Annotated in this window: 13 protein-coding genes; 5 read left to right on the forward strand and 8 right to left on the reverse strand. The window is 56.3% G+C overall.

Features of this window, described 5'->3' with window-relative positions:
- Position 1 precedes the first annotated feature (1 nt).
- Positions 2-865, reverse strand: a complete 864-nt coding sequence (locus ACUTSW_RS03215) for a shikimate dehydrogenase (RefSeq protein WP_445583647.1) — start codon at positions 863-865, stop codon at positions 2-4.
- A gap of 526 nt (positions 866-1,391) precedes the next feature.
- Here ACUTSW_RS03215 and ACUTSW_RS03220 point away from each other — a divergent pair.
- From ACUTSW_RS03220 to pcaC, 5 genes are all read left to right on the forward strand, one after another.
- Positions 1,392-2,753 (forward strand): MFS transporter, encoded by a 1,362-nt coding sequence (locus ACUTSW_RS03220; protein WP_445584438.1) that lies wholly within the window; start codon positions 1,392-1,394, stop codon positions 2,751-2,753.
- A gap of 336 nt (positions 2,754-3,089) precedes the next feature.
- Positions 3,090-4,445 carry an MFS transporter gene (locus tag ACUTSW_RS03225; RefSeq protein ID WP_445583648.1) on the forward strand — a complete coding sequence of 452 codons (1,356 nt, stop codon included), beginning with the start codon at positions 3,090-3,092 and terminating at the stop codon, positions 4,443-4,445.
- A 10-nt stretch (positions 4,446-4,455) separates the two neighbouring features.
- A complete protein-coding gene (locus tag ACUTSW_RS03230) occupies positions 4,456-5,634 on the forward strand; it encodes a 4-hydroxybenzoate 3-monooxygenase (RefSeq protein WP_445583649.1) in 1,179 nt (392 codons plus the stop codon).
- A 145-nt stretch (positions 5,635-5,779) separates the two neighbouring features.
- Positions 5,780-7,144 (forward strand): 3-carboxy-cis,cis-muconate cycloisomerase, encoded by a 1,365-nt coding sequence (locus ACUTSW_RS03235; RefSeq protein WP_445583650.1) that lies wholly within the window; start codon positions 5,780-5,782, stop codon positions 7,142-7,144.
- Positions 7,137-7,526, forward strand: coding sequence for a 4-carboxymuconolactone decarboxylase (gene pcaC, locus ACUTSW_RS03240; RefSeq protein WP_241922242.1), 390 nt, complete (start codon positions 7,137-7,139; stop codon positions 7,524-7,526). Before ACUTSW_RS03235 ends, pcaC begins: the two co-directional genes overlap by 8 nt.
- Here pcaC and ACUTSW_RS03245 read toward each other — a convergent pair.
- The 7 genes from ACUTSW_RS03245 to ACUTSW_RS03275 form a co-directional block, all read right to left on the reverse strand.
- Positions 7,523-8,458 (reverse strand): LysR substrate-binding domain-containing protein, encoded by a 936-nt coding sequence (locus tag ACUTSW_RS03245; RefSeq protein ID WP_063199537.1) that lies wholly within the window; start codon positions 8,456-8,458, stop codon positions 7,523-7,525. The two genes, pcaC and ACUTSW_RS03245, sit on opposite strands and share 4 nt — an antisense overlap.
- A gap of 98 nt (positions 8,459-8,556) precedes the next feature.
- Positions 8,557-9,180, reverse strand: coding sequence for a protocatechuate 3,4-dioxygenase subunit alpha (gene pcaG, locus ACUTSW_RS03250; protein ID WP_445583651.1), 624 nt, complete (start codon positions 9,178-9,180; stop codon positions 8,557-8,559).
- Positions 9,180-9,908, reverse strand: coding sequence for a protocatechuate 3,4-dioxygenase subunit beta (gene pcaH, locus ACUTSW_RS03255; RefSeq protein WP_004944742.1), 729 nt, complete (start codon positions 9,906-9,908; stop codon positions 9,180-9,182). Before pcaH ends, pcaG begins: the two co-directional genes overlap by 1 nt.
- A gap of 639 nt (positions 9,909-10,547) precedes the next feature.
- Positions 10,548-11,984, reverse strand: a complete 1,437-nt coding sequence (locus ACUTSW_RS03260) for a 6-phospho-beta-glucosidase (protein ID WP_445583652.1) — start codon at positions 11,982-11,984, stop codon at positions 10,548-10,550.
- A 136-nt stretch (positions 11,985-12,120) separates the two neighbouring features.
- The gene (locus ACUTSW_RS03265; RefSeq protein ID WP_006321961.1) at positions 12,121-12,855 is read right to left on the reverse strand and encodes a MurR/RpiR family transcriptional regulator; all 735 of its coding nucleotides are present in this window, start codon (positions 12,853-12,855) and stop codon (positions 12,121-12,123) included.
- An 88-nt stretch (positions 12,856-12,943) separates the two neighbouring features.
- On the reverse strand, positions 12,944-14,251 hold the full coding sequence (locus ACUTSW_RS03270) for an MFS transporter (protein WP_063199525.1): 1,308 nt from the start codon (positions 14,249-14,251) through the stop codon (positions 12,944-12,946).
- 126 nt (positions 14,252-14,377) lie between these two features.
- A complete protein-coding gene (locus ACUTSW_RS03275; RefSeq protein WP_445583653.1) occupies positions 14,378-15,328 on the reverse strand; it encodes a 2-hydroxyacid dehydrogenase in 951 nt (316 codons plus the stop codon).
- Positions 15,329-15,379 lie beyond the last annotated feature (51 nt).

The following is a 15,379-nucleotide window of genomic DNA, read 5'->3' on the forward strand; positions in this document are numbered from 1 at the left end:
ATTAGCCGACTTGCCGGAATACCTGGCTCATGCTTTCGGTATCCGGTGCATGTCCGGTATACAGCTGAAACGCCAGCGCAGCCTGATGCACCACCATGCCGTCGCCCACGATGGCCCGGCAGCCTTTTGCGCGGGCCTTTTTCACCAACTCGGTTTCCCGGGGAACATAAATCACGTCCGCCAGCCAGTGGCGCGGTTGCAGCCAGTCGATATCCACCGGCATGCCGGGGTGGCCTGTCATGCCGATCGGCGTAGCCTGCACCAGGCCGTCGCTGTCGGCCAGCGCCCCGGCTACGTTTTCCGTCACGCTAATCCGCTGCTCGCCAAAATGTCGCGCCAACTGCTGTTGCAGGCTGTGGCTGCGCGCCGGATCACGGTCGTGCAACATCAAATGGTCGACGCCGTGCGCCAGCAGGCCATAAGCTACCGCATAGCCTGCGCCGCCCGCACCCACCTGAACCACGCGATGGATATTTTCGCCAGCCAATCCTTGGCTGAAGTGGGTGATAAACCCGTCGCAATCGGTGTTGTGACCAATGCGTTTGCCATTCTGGAACAGCACGGTATTGACTGCGCCGATGGCGCTGGCCTGCGGCGACAGCTCATCCAGCCAGGGAATGACCTGTTGCTTGAACGGATGCGTGATATTGCAGCCGGTGAAACCCAACAGCGCCAGGCTGTCGAGCACTTCCGGCAGGCGGTCGTCGGCCCAGCCGCGCTGGGTGAAATCCAGCAGTTGATAGGCGCAACGCAGCCCCTGCCGACGGGCCTCCTGTTCGTACAGTTGCGGTGACAGCGAACCCTGAATGCCTTGGCCCAGCAGGGCAAGCAAATAGAGCGGGGGGCGTTGTGGATCATTATTCATGGTTTCTCCGTGTCTGGGCTGGGTCGCCGTGGATGACGGCATGAATAAAAAATGAACCATTTGGTACTTTATGTAAACCGGCTATTTTTGATTTGTGATCGGTATCATGTTGCCTGAATGTTAACCATTTCGCGGGTATTGGTATCGTCATAATGATCTTCCTCACACTTCGACAACATTATTTTTCGCCGCTGCGCTGGTGTTTCACCTGGCAATAGGGTTATTAATTACATTAGTTTTCAGCGTTTTGTAGTATCGGCTCTCGGTAGAGCGGTGTTTTAACTTGGCGACAAACGTACCAATGGGTTCGATAACCGCCCAGATTATCGATACCCTCCGTTGCCGACTCGCTTGAGAGTTCTTACATTGGAAGTGCGATATTTGAATGTTGGTGCGATTATCGAACATTTGCATTCATTTGCGCCTGTAGCCCTGGTGGCCGTAAAGCGAATAACACAGCGACGCGGAGACAGTCCCGACGCTTATAACGACATTTGCGGCCTGAGCCGACTGTACGGAGGAAGACATTGTGGCTTCAAACGAAATTGATGTTCGCACACTGATTAACGATCGCCCGTTATCCGGGTATCAAAAATTGATCGTTTTGCTTGGATTTATCGTTATTGCACTGGACGGTTTCGACATTACCCTGATGGGCTTTATCGCGCCGGAGCTGAAAAGCGAATGGGGCGTTGGCAATCATCAACTTGGCATGGTGATCAGTGCGGCGTTGATCGGCCTGACGATAGGCGCGTTGCTGTCCGGGCCGCTGGCTGATTGGATGGGCCGCAGGGTGATTATCATCAACAGCGTGTTCTTTTTTGGTTTGTGGACGCTGATCACCGCATTTTCGCACAATATCGAGCAAATGATTTTCTTCCGCTTCATGACCGGGCTGGGGCTGGGGGCGGCGATGCCGAACGTCGGCACCCTGATATCCGAATATGCACCGGAAAAGAAACGATCGTTCATTATCACCGTCGTGTTCTGTGGATTCACCTTCGGCGCTGCGCTGGGGGGATTTGCCGCTTCATGGATTATCCCGCAAATGGGCTGGCATGCGCTGCTGCTGCTGGGGGGCATACTGCCGTTGCTTAGCGTGCCGCTGCTGCTCGCCAAACTGCCGGAATCGGTGCGATTCCTGGTGACCAAGCGCGCCAGCCCTGAACGCATTGGCAAAATTGTGGAAAAACTGGCGCCGGGGAGTACCGACGCCAACACGCGTTACACTTTGCCGCCGCTGGTTGCCCCCGGTAAAGGCGCGATGCAGATTGTGGTATCGCCTCAGTACCGTTTTGGCAGCATCATGCTATGGTTGGGGTATTTTATGGCGTTGTTCCTGGTCTATCTGCTGGGCAGTTGGCTGCCGACGCTGGTGAAAGGCATTGGAATGAGCGTGGCGCAAGCGGCGGTGATTACGGCGTTGTATCAGGCCGGCGGCACCGCAGGCTCGCTGTTTGCCGGCTGGCTGATGGATCGGGTTAATCCCCATCGGGCACTGGGTGTGATCTACCTGCTGGGCGCCTGTTTCACGGTGATGATAGGGTTGGCTTCTCACAGCAGCGTGATGCTCGGCGCGCTGGCGTTGGCCTGCGGTTTTTGCCTGAACGGTGCCAATACCGGCATGAATGCGCTGTCGGCGCACTATTACCCGACCGAGGCGCGGGCGACCGGGTCCAGTTGGATGCATGGCGTCGGGCGCATTGGCGCTATTCTCAGCGCCTTTGCCGGCGCAGAGATGCTGGCGCTGGGGTGGGGATTCGAACGCATCTTCGCCATTATCGCCATCCCGGCGGTGATCACCGCTTGCGCCATCTTCCTTAAGGGCATCCGGGGCTATAATCGCCAGGCCCAGTTACCTACAGGGGAAATCGCCAAGAGCATTTGATCCTTGAGGCAGCGCGCCGGTTAATCAGGCCGGTGCGCGGCTGAAATTATGTTTCATCAATGTTAATCAGTTCACAGAAAACCATTCATTCCATTTTGCGGAAAACCCACTCATCCATTTGAAAATAAAAACTTTACATAAAGTTTGACGTTTTCTCGTTCGGTAATCGCACGCTAATTAATTTAACAATATTGAAACTTATTGTTGGCGGTGTTTTGATTTAAACGTCGATTAACGAACTAAGTTTCGATAATCGCACAAAAAGCGATTATGCCAGCGTCGCGTCTGGCCGTTCCCGCCGGGCTTATTGCGCCAGGTCAACTTAGGAAACGCCCTATGTCCGATCAGAACACTTTAGAGATTCAGTCGTTTATCAATGACAAACCCTTTTCCCGTTATCAGTGGATGATCCTGATACTGTGTTTTTTAACGGTGGCGCTGGACGGATTCGATACTGCGATCATCGGTTTTATTGCCACTTCGCTGGTGCAGGACTGGGGGATTGAGAAGACCTCGCTGGGGCCGGTGATGAGTGCCGCACTGGTGGGGCTGGCGGTGGGCGCGCTGACCGCCGGGCCGCTGGCGGACCGCATTGGCCGCAAAAAGGTGCTGGTGATATCGCTGATCCTGTTTGGCGGTTTCAGCCTGCTGACGGCGTTTGCCACCTCGCTGCCCATGTTGACGTTACTGCGTTTTTTAACCGGACTGGGCCTGGGGGCGGCGATGCCGAATGCCGCCACCCTGATGTCGGAATATGCGCCCGAGCGCAAACGTGCGCTGCTGGTGAACCTGATGTTCTGCGGCTTTCCGCTCGGTTCCTCCATGGGCGGTTTCGTTTCCGCCTGGTTGATCCCGCACTTTGGCTGGCAGAGCGTGATGGTGCTGGGCGGCGTAATGCCGCTGCTGCTGGCGGTAGTATTGATTGTCGCCTTGCCGGAATCCGCTCGTTTCATGGTGGTGCGCGGTTACCCCCGCGAACGCATCGCTGCGGTGCTCAAGCGTATAGCACCGGTCAATTTGTCGGAATCGCTGCGTTTTACCCTGAGTGAAAGTGGCCAGGTGAAGGCGAAATCGGCGCTGGGCGTGATTTTCTCCCAACGCTATCTGATGGGCACGCTGATGCTGTGTCTGACCTACTTTATGGGCCTGATGATTTTCTATCTGCTGACCAGTTGGTTACCGCTGCTGATCCGCGAAACCGGCGCCTCCATCCGTCAGGCTTCGCTGATTACCGCACTGTTTCCTTTGGGCGGCGGCATTGGCGTGCTGATCATCGGCTGGCTGATGGACCGAATGAACCCCCACAAGGTGGTGGCGGTAGGTTATCTGCTGACCGGGCTGTTTGTCTGCGCGATTGGTTACGTTTATACCCATCCGGTGCTGATGGCGGTGACGGTATTTATCGCCGGTACCTGCATGAACGGGGCGCAGTCCTCAATGCCGGCGTTGGCCGCCGGTTTTTATCCGACCCAGGGGCGGGCGACCGGCGTGGCCTGGATGCTGGGGTTGGGGCGCTTCGGCGGCATCCTTGGCGCCATGAGCGGCGGGATGCTGATGCAAATGCAGCTGTCGTTCAGCACCATTTTCACTCTGCTGGCCATTCCCGCATTGGTTGCCGCAGTGGCATTGATGATCAAACACTTTTCCACCCGAACGCCGGTGCTGCCCGGCTCGCTCAACAAAGCGCTGTAAGGAGATAAGCATGCGTACACAGGTCGCCATTATCGGCGCCGGCCCCGCCGGATTGATGTTATCGCACCTGCTGCATCTGCAGGGTATTGAGTCCGTGGTGCTGGAGACGCGCAGCCAACAGGCGGTGGAATCCACTATTCGTGCCGGGGTGCTCGAGCAGGGCACGGTAGATTTACTGAATCAAACCGGGCTCGGCGAACGGATGCGCAGAGAAGGCGTGCAGCACCACGGCATTCGGCTGACGTTTGGCGGGCAACAGCACCGGATAGACCTCACCGAGCTCACTGACAGGGCGATCACCGTTTATGCCCAGCACGAGGTGTTGAAGGATATGATCGCCGTACGGCAAGCGGCGCAGGCCCAGCTCTATTTTGAGGTTGAGCAAGTGTCATTACAGGCGCTGGACAGCGAACGGCCGCAGGTTCACTACCGCCACGCCGGCGAACAGCGGCAGCTAAGCTGCGATTTCGTTATCGGTTGCGACGGTTTTCACGGTATCAGCCGGGCGGCGATGCCCGGTGGGTTGCGCCAGGATTACACCCGGATCTATCCCTTCGGCTGGTTCGGCATTCTGGTGGAGGCGCCGCCTTCCAGTGATGAATTAATCTACGCCAGGCACGCGCGGGGCTTTGCACTGATCAGCACCCGGTCGGCAGGCGTGCAGCGGATGTATTTTCAGTGCGATCCGACGGAAAACGTCGACCAATGGTCGGACGATCGCATCTGGAACGAACTGGAAACCCGGTTGGAAAATCACGACGGCTGGTCGCTGAAAAAGGGCCGTATTTTCCAGAAAAACGTGGTTGGCATGCGCAGCTTTGTCACTGAGCCCATGCGCTGCAAGCGCCTGCTGCTGGCGGGGGATGCGGCGCATATCGTGCCGCCGACCGGGGCGAAAGGGTTAAACCTGGCGATGGCGGACGTCTGCCTGCTGTCGCAAGCGTTGGAGGCGTTTTATCTGCGCAAAAGCTGGCGGCGGCTGGACAGCTACAGCGACGATGCCCTCAAGCGGGTATGGCGCGCCGAGCATTTTTCCTGGTGGATGACCAACATGCTGCACACCCATCCTGACGGCAGCCCATTCCAACAGCGGCTGCAGCTGTCGGAACTGCAATATACGGTCAAGTCGCGCAGTGCCATGACCGTTCTGGCGGAAAATTACGTCGGCTCACCTTTTCAGATGAGCTGACCCCAACCGGGATCACAAAAAACACAACCGGCAGCAGAAAGATGTTCAATGTTTCGATTATCGCCCAAAGTAGCGTTTATCGCTCTTGCACCCTGCCTTGGGCCGCGCCATCATCGGAAAAAGCCCCTTTTAGGTCGGAGAATTTATGGAATTACTGACGCCGTTGTTGCGGTCTTCAGCGGTTAGCGAATGTTTTAGCGATACCGCCACCTTGCAGGGCATGCTGGATTTCGAAGCCGCGCTGGCCACGGCACAAGCCGGGTTGGGGATCATTCCGTCAGACGCCGCGCAACACATCGCCGCCTGTTGCCACAGTCATTTAATAGACAGCGCCGCGCTGGCGCAGGCGGCGGCGCAGGCCGGTAACCTGGCGATCCCGCTGGTGAAGCAACTCACGGCGTTGGTCGCGCAGCGCGATACCGGTGCCGCACGCTTTGTTCACTGGGGAGCAACCAGCCAGGACGCTATCGACAGCGGTTTGATGCTGCAACTGCGGCAGGCTATCACCCTCACGCAAGAGGATCTGAACCGGTTGATGGCGGCACTGGTACAACAAATTACTCTGCATCAGGATTGCGTGCTGGTTGGGCGCACCTGGATGCAACACGCGCTGCCGACCACGCTGGGGCTAAAGTTGGCCGGTACGCTGGATGCTTTGCTGCGTTACCGGCAGCGGCTCGATGAAATGCGCTCGCGGGTGCTGGCGCTGCAACTGGGCGGCGCGGCGGGGACGTTGGCGTCATTGGGTGAAGAAGGCGATCTGCTGGTGACCGCATTGGCCGTGCGGTTGCAACTGAGCGCGGCGGATACGCCCTGGCACAGCCAGCGCGATCGGCTGCTGGAGATTGCCGGCTGGTACGCCGGTTTAACCGGTACGCTGGGCAAACTGGCGCGAGACATCTCTTTGCTGATGCAAACCGAAGTGGCGGAGCTCGCCGAACCGGCGGCAGAAGGGCGCGGTGGTTCCTCCACCATGCCACATAAGCGCAATCCGGTGGCCTGCGCGGTGATCCTCGCGGCGGCCAACCGGGTTCCGGCGCTGGTCGGCGGGTTGCATGCCGCTATGGTGCAGGAACATGAACGTGGCCTGGGCGGCTGGCACGCCGAGTGGGAAAGCTTGCCAGAGTTGGTGATGTTGGCGGCAGGCGCATTGCATACGGCGGGCGATCTGATCGCCGGTTTGCAGGTGTTCCCGCAGCAGATGCAACATAACCTGAAGTTAACCGGTGGGTTGATCATGGCCGAAGCCGTGACAATGGCGTTGGGCGAAGCTATCGGCCGCCAGCAGGCGCATCAGCTGATTGAAAAACAGTGCCATCTGGCGCTGGCGCAGCAACGCACGTTGCTCGACGTCTTGCTGGAAGACAGCAGGATAATGGCCCATTTAACCCCGCAGCGGCTGGCGGTGTTGCTGGATCCGCAGCATTACCTCGGCAGCGCGCAGACATTTACTCAACGGGTGCTGGAACAGGCATCCCTGTTAACCGCAGGAGCAAAACGATATGAATGATGAGCAACGTTATCAGCAGGGCATTGAGGTGCGGCGGGCCGTGTTGGGAGATGCACACGTTGATCGCAGTCTTGACCGGCTCAGCCCGTTAAACGAGGAATTTCAGCATTTTATCAGCCGCTACGCATGGGGGGAGATCTGGACCCGGCCAGGGTTGGCACGCCACACCCGCAGCCTGATTACCATTTCCATGTTGATCGCCCTTAACCGCGAAGCCGAGCTGCGCATGCACCTGAAAGCGGCAGCAAATAATGGCGTGACCCGCGAGGAGATCAAAGAAGTATTGATGCAAAGCGCGCTGTACTGCGGCCTGCCGGCGGCAAACTCGGCATTCCATCTGGCGGAAGAGGTGTTCGCCGAACAGGATAGCGAGGCGAGCTAAGCGGAACCTTTGGCGTTGGCAACGCGGCGCACGGTGGCGATAAACGCCAGCGCCGCTTCACTGAGTTCGCCGTCATTACGGCTCAAAATGCCCACCGTTTCCTCCATGCCTTGAGTGGGCAGCGGCAGGGGGATAAGCTGCCCGGCGGCGATATCGGCTTTAACCGCGCTGGAAGGCACAAACCACACATAGTCAAATTGCAACGTCATCTGGCGCGCCAAAGAGGCCGACAGCGTTTCGATATACTGGCCTGGCAGGCTGAACCCCTGGGTAGATAGCAGATTCTCGGTATTGTGGCGCGGCACCGTGCCTTTGGGCGACAAAATGGCCGGGTAGCTCAGCGCCTGCTCGAGGGTGATGGTCTCGCTCAACAGAGGGTGCCCAGGACGTGTCACCATCAGCAAGGATTCCAGCAGCAACAGTTCGAAGGCAATCCCACTCATCATTTCCGGTTCGGCCATGCGGCCAATCGCCACGTCAATGTCGCCTGCTTTGAGCTGCGTCAGCAGTTCGGTATTTTTGGCGGTGATCACCTGAATACGCGAATAAGGGTGCGCCTGCTGATACTGGCCGATCGACTGCGGCAGCATGCCCAGCGCGGTGGTCGGCAATGCGCCGATACGCAGCACCCGCGCCGGTGCGTCGTCCAGTCTGTCCAGCGCGTGCCCGGCGGCGGTCAGCGCCTCCAGCACCCGCGTGGCATACCCCAAAAACTGTTCGCCTTGTTCGGTCAAGCGGGTTCCCTGTCGGCTGCGTACCAGCAGGCGATTACCGGTCAAGGCTTCCAGTTCACTCAGCGTTTTCGACAGGGCCGGCTGGCTCAGACTCAGTTTGTCGGCAGCGCGGCTCAGCGAGCGCTCCTGCGCCACCGCGACAAACCCGTTGATGTGGCGCAAGCGCATGCGCTGCATAAATAAATTGGCTTTTTTCATGCCCCAGTGTAGGGAATTTTCCCCAGCGGCAACAAGTGACGGCGGCCGCATATTTGCACTGGCGTGCAGATTTTTTGCGGCCGCGGCGGTGGCGGGAACTACAGGTCGAAGAACACCGTTTCGCGATCGCCCTGAATAACAATGTCAAAACGATACACCAGTTCGTCGCCACGGCGCTCGGGGTGAGCAATCAGCGTTTTGCGGCGTACCTCCAGTTCGATCAGATTCAGCACCGGATCTTGCCGGTTGGCGGCATCTTCGTCGGCAAAATACATCCGGGTATGCAGCCCAAGATTGATGCCGCGCGCGACGATCCACAGATTAACGTGCGGTGCCATCAGGCGGCCGTCACGTCCGCAAACTGCGCCGGGTTTGATGGTTTCAAAGCGATAGTGGCCGGTTTCAAAATCCGAACAACTGCGGCCCCAACCGCGAAAAGTGCTGTCCAGCGGCTTCTCGTGCTGTTGATCACCCGGGTGGTTGTAGCGGCCGTGCGCATTGGCCTGCCAGATTTCCAGCAGCACATCGCGGATCGGAGAACCGCTGCCGTCAAACACTCGACCTTCGAGGGTGATACGTTCGCCCTGGGTTTCCGGCTGGGTCAGAACGTGATTAAAGTTGTTTTCAAAGATGTCGAAGCCGGCGGCAAAGGGGGCCAGGCCAATGTGCACATAAGGCCCGGCGGTTTGCGACGGCGTTTCCGGCAGATACTGTTGCGGCATTATGCTTTCCCCTGCAGACGGTTTTCAAACAGCGTAGCGCGGTGGCCACGCAGCACCAGATCGAAGCGGTAAGCCAGGCTGTCCAATTGAATCGAGGCGGTTTTATCCAACCCGGCGATCAGCGTGCGCACCGCATCGTCATTTTTGATGGCGCGTACGATTGGGCAACTGGCAATCAGTGGATCGCCCTCAAAGTACATTTGGGTGATCAGCCGCTGGGCGAAGGCGTCGCCGGACAGCGAGAAATGAATATGGGCGGGGCGCCAGTCGTTGACCTGGTTGCGCCACGGATAGGGGCCGGGCTTGATGGTACGGAAGAAGTAATAGCCGTTATCGTCGGTCAACATGCGGCCGCAACCGCCGAAATTAGGATCTATCGGTGCCAGATACTGATCCTTTTTATGGCGATAACGCCCGCCGGCGTTGGCCTGCCACACCTCTACCAGCGCATTGCGCAGCGGCAGACCGTTCTCGTCGCGCACATAGCCGTGCACGATAATCCGCTCGCCGATCGGCAAACCCTGTTTGGCGTAATTAAGGATCAGATCGTTATCCAGCGCCCCCAGCTCATGCTGGCCGAACACCGGACCGGTGATTTCTGATAGCGAATTTTGCAGCGAGATTAAAGCGTTCTTCGGCGAGCGCAACACGCTGGTTTTATATTCCGGCACCAGCGCCGGCGGATGCCGATCGTAGTTGCGATGGTACAGTTCATTTATCTGGCTCATGCGGAAATCCTCATGGCATAGGCAGGATACAAAGGGCTGATCTGTTTTGTTGTTATGTCAGCGCGAAGGGGAGAAACCCTGTCCCCACACTGAGTCTACGCAAGCCGAAGTGTTACGATAAAGTGACATTTAGCGGCTTTTTACATAACCTGAGGTTATGTAATGAGAGAACATAAATGCGATATTCCGCAGAAGTATTCAGAGGTAAAGGAAGCAGGATGTCGGTCACGGTTGTCTACTTCACGTGTTGACATTTCGTTTTCGGTCACTGATATTTCAACTTCGATAATGATAACTATTATCAATTATTTTAGTGGCAATAGACGATAATGTCCGCTCACGTAAATAAACGTGATTCGGTGAGTAGTCTGTGAATTTTCGAGGCTGACAATGAATGGATGCATCAAGAAATCAATGGATTATGCTTTTACATTATTTACGTGTATCTGCACGATTAAATATATAAACACACTGAATGGTTTAGACGGGTTTGTGACTTTTGTTTTAATGCTTTTCGTATCAATGTTGATTGGCGTTTTGATTGTTTTTATTGAGCGAGTGAGGATGTCAAAACTCCAATAAAAATGAGCCACATTGCTGTGGCTCATTCGCGTTTTCATAAGAAAAAACCGGTGATTTTTAAAGCTGTTCGCCGTTGCTGGCGATCACGTTGCGGTACCAGTCAAAGCTCTTTTTGCGCGAACGCTCGAGGGTGCCGGTGCCGTCATCATGCTTGTCCACATAGATAAAGCCGTAACGCTTGCCGTACTCACCGGTAGTGAAGGACACGCAGTCGATACAGCCCCAAGGGGTGTAACCGATCAGATCTACGCCGTCTTCGATCACCGCTTTTTTCATCTGCTCGATATGTGCGCTCAGGTAGTCGATGCGGTAGTCGTCGTTGATTTGCCCGTCGGCCTCTACTTTGTCAAAGGCACCAAAACCGTTCTCAACGATAAACAGCGGTTTCTGGTAGCGTTCATACAACACGTTCAGCGAATAACGCAGCCCAACCGGGTCAATCTGCCAGCCCCAATCGGAGGCTTTAACGTACGGGTTCGGCACGTTGCCCGGGAAACCGAACATGGCGTCGCTGCTGCTTGGTGCATCCGCCTGCAGGGCGTTGCTCATGTAGTAGCTGAAACCGATGTAGTCTGCGCAACCTTCACGCAGGGTTTGCTCGTCCTGCGGCTGCATTTCAATCTGGAACCCCTTGCGCTGCCAGTCGCGTAGCAGGTAAGACGGGTAGTAACCGCGTACCTGTACGTCGGTGAACAGGTAACGCTGGTGCATCGCCTCGACGCTGTACATAACGTCGTCGGGCTTGCAGGAGAACGGATAGAAAGGCACGCAGGCCAGCATGCAGCCGATCTTGAATTCCGGGTTAATCTGGTGACCGAGTTTCACTACCTGCGCACTGGCGACGAACTGATGGTGCAATACCTGATACAGCGCTTGCTCCGGGTTCTGTTCTTCGCTGTACACCACACCCGAGCAACAGTAACCAAACAGCGGATACTGGTAGTTACTCTGGTTGTTGATCTCGTTAAAGGTCATCCAGTATTTCACTTTGTGCTGATAGCGGCGCAGCACCACTTCGCTGAAGCGCACGAAGAAATCCACCACCTTGCGGTTTTTCCAGCCGCCGTATTCCTTCACCAGGTGATAAGGCATTTCAAAGTGGGACAGGGTGATCACCGGCTGAATGTTGTATTTCAGCAGTTCATCAAACAGATCGTCGTAGAATTGCAGGCCGGCTTCGTTCGGCTCCAGCTCATCCCCTTTAGGGAAGATGCGCGTCCAGGCTATTGAGGTGCGGAAGCATTTGAAGCCCATTTCGGCAAACAGTGCCACGTCCTGCTTATAGCGGCCGTAGAAATCCACGGCTTCATGGTTCGGGTAGCTATAACCTTCCAATACGCCATCAGTCATCACGCGATCCACGCCGTGCGAGCCGCCCGACAGCACGTCGGCAATGCTTGGGCCTTTACCGCCCTGATCCCAACCGCCTTCAACCTGGTGCGCGGCGACGGCGCCCCCCCACAGAAAATCTTTCGGTAACTGTTGCTGTTTCATTGTTGGATTCTCATTCGTTTATTAATGAAAGGCTATTTTGTTAGCGTCTGAGAATAGAGTAGCAAGCTGGAATTAAAAGTCACGATATAACAAATCGCCGCTTCGGTAACTTGTCACATTAAAAAAACAGGCTGTTTTATTTTGCGGCGTTAATATTCCCCAGCCGCTTGCCGATGGTTTCAATAATGTAAATGACCGGGATCTGGGTGGTAATATTATGTTGACCGGCAATGAGCTGTTGGGGGACGTGGTAGGAGAGGTTGAAGTCCGCTATTTTGGCCAACGACGAGGTTTCGTTGTTGGTGATGCTGACAATTTTGCAGTGATGCAGGCTGAACTGGCTGGCGAGACGCAGGATCTCTTCGGTTTCGCCGGAGACCGAAAGCATAATCGCCACCGCGCTTTTATACATATCGCTGTTTATTGGGTAATATGGATCGTCAATATGGGTGCTGAATTTCCCGACGTTGGAAAAGAAACGCGCACCGTATCTGCCCAACGCGCCCGAGGTGCTTACGCCGACGAAAATAATGCGTTCCGCCGCGGCGATATGCTGCACCGCCTGATCGATTTGCTGATTAAACTCGTCGTTGTTGATGCTTTTAAAAAAGCTGATGATTTCGCTGGTGCCAAAATCCATCGGCATCACTTCCGCCTGTTCCAGATACAGCTTGAAACGAATACGGAATTCGGAATACCCCTCGCACCCCATTTTCTTGCAAAAGCGCAACACGGTGGTGGTAGACACCCCGGCAGCCTCGGCCAGTTCGCGGATCGTCATGTACATCACCGGGTTCTTGTTTTTGATGACGTAGTTATAAACCATCATTTCCAGCGCGTTGAGTTCGGCGATTGCTTTATGGGTAAACATAGACTTATCCGGCTAGTGGCAACAGAGCGTAATCAGCGGGCTAACATAGCAAATTTTGCCGTAGCCCGCTCGTGGTTTCCGTTGCTTTTCAGGCGCGTTTGGCCTTTTCCAGCAGGGCGTCATGTGCCGGTTCGGACCCGGTCAGATCGCACTCCTTCGGCAACCGCCAGGCGATAATACCGGCGATAATCAGCGAGACGGCCAGCCCGCAAACGGCGACGTTCTGGCCGTACAGATAAATCATCACGCCCACCAGATAAGGCCCGCAGAAACCGCCCAGATTGCCCAGGCCATTGATCACGCCGCGTGCGCCGCCAGCCACCTCCGCCGAGGCGATGCGGCCAGGCATCGACCAGAACGGGCTGGTAGCGGCCTTGAGAAAGAATCCGCAGACCACCAGGGCGATATAGGCCGCCACCACGTTATGGCGCAGTACCACCGAAGCCAACAGCGCGGCGGCGAAGCAGAACAGTGAAACCATCACCCACAGGCGGCGTTTGCCGGTTTTGTCGGTGAGTACCGAAATCAGGTAAATCCCCAGCAGCGTGGCGACGAAGGGCAAAATGGCCAGAAATCCGACCGAGGCCATATTGCCGCCGGTGAGATTTTTCAGGATGGTGGGCAGCCACAGGGTGTAGCCGTAATCGCCGGTTTGATAAAAGAAGTTCAGCAGCACCAACTTCATCAACCCTTTATTGCGAAACACATCTCTCAGCGGGGCATTACTGACCGGCTGCGCTTTACTGCGTGCCTGGCGTTCACGCGCCAATTCGGTTATCAGATATTCACGCTCGCGTGCCGGCAACCAACGCGCCTCCTGCGGTCGATCGCTGATCAACAGCCACCAGACGGCCAGCACCAGCAGCGACAGCAACCCTTCGAGAATAAACAGCCAGCGCCAGTCGAGCTGATTGATGATGGCACCGGAGATCGGTGCGGTAAGCATGCCGCCAAGAGGGGCGAACATCATGACGAAAGCGTTGGCGCGCCCCAGCTCTTTCTCCGGGAACCAGTTACTGATCATGGTCAGCACCACCGGCAGCATACCCCCTTCGGAAATGCCCAGAACAAAGCGCAGCACCAGCAATTGATAGTGATTGGTGACAAATCCGGTGGCCACCGAAACTACCGCCCACGCGCACAAAGACCAGGCGATAAAACGTTTGCCGCTGCCGTTAACCGCGATGCGCCCACCGGGCACCTGCAAAAACAGGTAACCGATAAAGAAAATGCCGCTGGCCAGGCCGGCCATCTGGCTGGTGATGCCCAAATCACTTTCCATGCCGCCGGGCAGCGCAAAACTGATATTAACCCGGTCCATAAAAGAAATAATGCAGGCGATCAGGATCGGGGCAATAACCCGCAACCAGCGGGTGTTGGGTATTTTATTATCCATAGCGATCTCTCTTTGCGGGCACAGGGTATACCCGTCGCCTTTCAAGCCGCAGCGTTGTCGGCTGCAGCTTGAAATTCATAGGGTATAAATAAGGTTCTGTCGTTCAAAATGAGTAAAACCTGTTAATTATTCGATAGCGTTGGGCAGAGGCTGGTGCCTGAAATAGGCACTGACGTTGGCGAACACGATATCGCTCATCTTTTGCCGGGTTTCGTGCGTGCCACTGGCGACATGGGGTTGCAGCACCACATTGTTCATGCCAATCAGCGCGGCGGGCACCCTGGGTTCGTCGGCGTAGACATCCAACCCGGCGCCTGCGATGGCGCCGCTGTTCAGGGCATCGATCAGATCTTGTTCATTAACGATGCTGCCGCGGGCAATGTTAATCACCAGCGCGTGCGGCGGCAGAGCGTCGAAGATCGTCTTGTCCACCAGGCCAATGCTGTCTTTGCCGCCGGAAATAGCGATAACAAAGAAGTCGCTCTCCCGCGCCAGGGAGAGGGGATCGGGGAAGTAGGCATAGGGTAATGCGCCATCCTGTTGGTGGCTGGCGTATTGAATATGCATGTTGAAACCGGCAGCGCGCTGGGCAATGGCGCGGCCGATGTTGCCCATGCCAAAAATGCCGAGGCGCTTGCCGCTGACCTGCACCGACAGGCCCGGCGCTTCCTGCAGCCAGCGGCCTTCACGCACAAAACGGTCGTAGTGACACAGCTGGCGCGCGGTTGCCAGCAGCAGCCCCAGCGCCATATCCGCCACGTCCTCCGTCAGTGCGCCGGAGGTAATGGTGACCGCGATGCTGCGCTGCCGGGTATAACTCAGGTCAATGGCGTCGGTACCCACGCCGAAAACGGCAATCAGCCCCAGATTCGGCAGTTGTTCCAGTACCGACGTGGCAACGCCAATATCGCCACGGGTGACCAGTGCGGTGAGGGTTCCTCCATTGGCCGCCAGGAAAGCGGCCGGGTCGGCCTGTTCGTAGAGACGGTGCACGACAAAGTTGGCCTCAAGGCGTGCAAGCAGGCTGTCCATTAACGGGGCGATCAACAATACGTCATTGGGGGTATCGGTCATCATTTTTACCTGTTCAGAAAACACCATGGTTTCGTTGTTGTTATCAAAGCGGTT

Source organism: Serratia sp. TSA_198.1 (assembly GCF_052686505.1).

Coding starts and splice junctions, on each gene's coding strand:
- ACUTSW_RS03215 (WP_445583647.1), bottom strand. CDS start 865: ATGAATAATGATCCACAACGCCCCCCGCTCTATTTGCTTGCCCTGCTG.
- ACUTSW_RS03225 (WP_445583648.1), top strand. CDS start 3,090: ATGTCCGATCAGAACACTTTAGAGATTCAGTCGTTTATCAATGACAAA.
- ACUTSW_RS03230 (WP_445583649.1), top strand. CDS start 4,456: ATGCGTACACAGGTCGCCATTATCGGCGCCGGCCCCGCCGGATTGATG.
- ACUTSW_RS03235 (WP_445583650.1), top strand. CDS start 5,780: ATGGAATTACTGACGCCGTTGTTGCGGTCTTCAGCGGTTAGCGAATGT.
- pcaC (WP_241922242.1), top strand. CDS start 7,137: ATGAATGATGAGCAACGTTATCAGCAGGGCATTGAGGTGCGGCGGGCC.
- ACUTSW_RS03245 (WP_063199537.1), bottom strand. CDS start 8,458: ATGAAAAAAGCCAATTTATTTATGCAGCGCATGCGCTTGCGCCACATC.
- pcaG (WP_445583651.1), bottom strand. CDS start 9,180: ATGCCGCAACAGTATCTGCCGGAAACGCCGTCGCAAACCGCCGGGCCT.
- pcaH (WP_004944742.1), bottom strand. CDS start 9,908: ATGAGCCAGATAAATGAACTGTACCATCGCAACTACGATCGGCATCCG.
- ACUTSW_RS03260 (WP_445583652.1), bottom strand. CDS start 11,984: ATGAAACAGCAACAGTTACCGAAAGATTTTCTGTGGGGGGGCGCCGTC.
- ACUTSW_RS03265 (WP_006321961.1), bottom strand. CDS start 12,855: ATGTTTACCCATAAAGCAATCGCCGAACTCAACGCGCTGGAAATGATG.
- ACUTSW_RS03270 (WP_063199525.1), bottom strand. CDS start 14,251: ATGGATAATAAAATACCCAACACCCGCTGGTTGCGGGTTATTGCCCCG.
- ACUTSW_RS03275 (WP_445583653.1), bottom strand. CDS start 15,328: ATGATGACCGATACCCCCAATGACGTATTGTTGATCGCCCCGTTAATG.